The following is a 2,392-nucleotide window of genomic DNA, read 5'->3' as shown; positions in this document are numbered from 1 at the left end:
CATCATGGATTGCGAAGGAGTCCTCCGGGAAGCTTCCGGCAAGGGCGCGGAGGAGGACTGCCTCGGACGCGTTGCCAGCCGCCTCGCGGATGCGACGCACAGAGTCCGTCGCGGTGGCCTCCTTCACCTTCCGCTCAAGCACGCGAGGATCCGCGGCGCGTCGGGCCTCATTCTCTTCCCTTTCACGTCGAGACTCAGCACGGAAATCGTGGCCTGCCTGGCGCAGCAAGTTGGCGATACCCGCGCGAGGGAGGAGTTCACGCGCGTCCCCCTTCGGGCTTTGGGCGACGATGACCTTCGAGGGGTCGTTCTTGAGGACCGTCTTCAGCAAGGCCTTCAGCGTCCGCCCCTTCGGGTCTTCACGGACCGGCTCCGTGAGGTCCACGAATTTCGACTTGTAGTTGAGGCGCCCGCCGTACTGGTCGAACTCGGTCTTGGCCTCGGTGGCGGAGAGGACCTGCTTGCCCTCCTCCTTGGCCGCCATCTTCGTCAGCGCCCAGCTAGCCCCAACCTTGTTGCCCCAGCACACGCTGTCGGTGCACAGGTCCTTGTTCTTCTCATTCGAGTAGGCGACGTCGTTCCCACTGCGCTTCGGGCATGCGGTGCAGGAGGGGACGGAAGCAAGCAACTTCTCATCCGCGACGTTAAAGGGCGCCTTCTTCAAGTCCAGCAGGAAGTCGCGGTGGATGAGTTCATTGACGTCCCGCGCGGAAAGGAAATCCGTGGGATAGGCCGAGTTTTTCTGCGCCTCCCGAATCGCCTTCAACGCCGCTTCCTGGCGCTTCTCGTTGGGGATTCGCGCGACGTAGAGGGCAGTGCTCGCCGACAGCACCTCTCCCTTGAGGAACAACTCCCGGCCCATCGGGCAGAGTTCCAGGAGCCGCAGGGCGTTGCGAATCGAGGACGGACTCATGCCGACGTCTGCGGCAATCTGCTCGACGCTCGCCCCGGCCTTCTTCATGCGACCGAACGCCTCCGCCGTCTCCACCGGGTGAGGGTCTTCACGCTGGAGGTTTTCAACAGCCTGGATGGCATAGAAGTCCATGTCCGTCATGTCCACCGCGACCTGAGCGGGGATATGGGAAAGGCCTTCCTCCACGGAGGCGACAAGGCGACGCTGGCCAACGACGAGTTGGTGCTGCCCCTTGCCCATCGTGCGCACCAGGATGGGTTGAAGGACGCCGAGCGCCCGGATGGTCTCGCGCAGGCCCGTAAGGTCTCCCAGGCGCTTGCGGTAGTTGTCCTTGATGACAATCTGCTTGACTGGCAACGACACCACCTGAAGCACCTTCTGAATCTCGTCCGCGCGGGACGGCTTCACCACCGCGGACTTCTCCTGCTTCTTCACCTTCGCTCCCACAGCAACCTCGCGTGCCGGCTATCGCCGGCGGTGACAGTCCGGGAGTGCCCCGGACCGGATTCATCGCCGATTGTCATACATCAAAGACAACCACCATGCAAGTCCGGAAGTGCATGCCCGATAAAACAGACGTCTGCGGAAACACGCGCACGAAACCCCTTCCTACACTTCCGCAAAACCACAACCCATGGTCTCCGCTCACGAGAGTACCTCTCCCAGCGTGATGGGCCGCGCGCCCGAGAAGACTGAGGACGCCAGCGCCTTCGCCTCATCGAGGCTGGCAGCGACCACCACCACCCAGTCCCTCCCGTAGGTGTCGTTACGCAGGGAGAAGTAGAAGCGGAGGGGCGCCAAATCGATGACGAGGCGAGCATTGGGCATCGGGTGCCGTTTGACTACCCACACGGGCAACTCGCCCGGCGCGAAGGCGACAGCCTCGAAGCGCGGGACCATGCGGAGCCGCGTCCCATCGAAGAAGAGCACCCGCGAGGTGTCCCACGACAGGACGCCCACCAGGAGCCGAGGCGCGAGGGCCGCCGGCCCGAACACCTTGAGTGTCGCCAGGTGGGAGGGCGTCAGGAACCGGGCGTGGCGCGTGAATTCATGCACCAGGGCATCAAGGGTCTCGACGGCACGGAGGCAGGAATCAACGTGGCTGACGATGGCAAGCCACGTCGCAGCTTCCAGTGAGCTCGCGTCGAGCGGACGCGGGAGCCCCTCCCAGGAGAGGCGAAAGGACTCCAGCTCCTGCGTCCACTGCCCCCGCGCACCGCGTCGCGGTGACATCCCGGGCCCCATCACTCGGACAGAGCGCCCAGTCACCTTGACGGAAAAAGAGCCGCCCCCAGCGGCGTCCGCGAAACACGTCGTGAACATCGATGCCTCGGTGCCGGCTATCGCCGGCGGTGCTGGACGGGTAGCCCCGGCCAGTCGCTGGTGGTGATGCAGTCCTTCGCCAGCGCACCAAAGTATACATCAATGGGAGAAGGCATGCAATTGCGCAATTGCATGCCTTCATTAACAGACGTCTGC

General features: G+C 63.8%; 2 protein-coding genes. Both read right to left on the bottom strand.

Annotated features, from left to right (window positions below; genetic code table 11):
• The coding region (locus tag D7V88_RS40690) for a ParB/RepB/Spo0J family partition protein (protein WP_158625271.1) at positions 1 to 1,348 on the bottom strand (1,348 nt) is incomplete at its 3' end.
• A gap of 210 nt (positions 1,349 to 1,558) precedes the next feature.
• Positions 1,559 to 1,969, bottom strand: coding sequence for a hypothetical protein (locus D7V88_RS40685; RefSeq protein ID WP_147449117.1), 411 nt, complete (start codon positions 1,967 to 1,969; stop codon positions 1,559 to 1,561).
• Between the last annotated feature and the right edge of the window lie 423 nt (positions 1,970 to 2,392).

Source organism: Corallococcus terminator, from assembly GCF_003611635.1.
GTDB classification, from domain to species: Bacteria; Myxococcota; Myxococcia; order Myxococcales; family Myxococcaceae; genus Corallococcus; species Corallococcus terminator.
The sequence above is the reverse complement of the archived record's forward strand: the minus strand, read 5'-3'. Positions and strand labels throughout refer to the sequence as shown.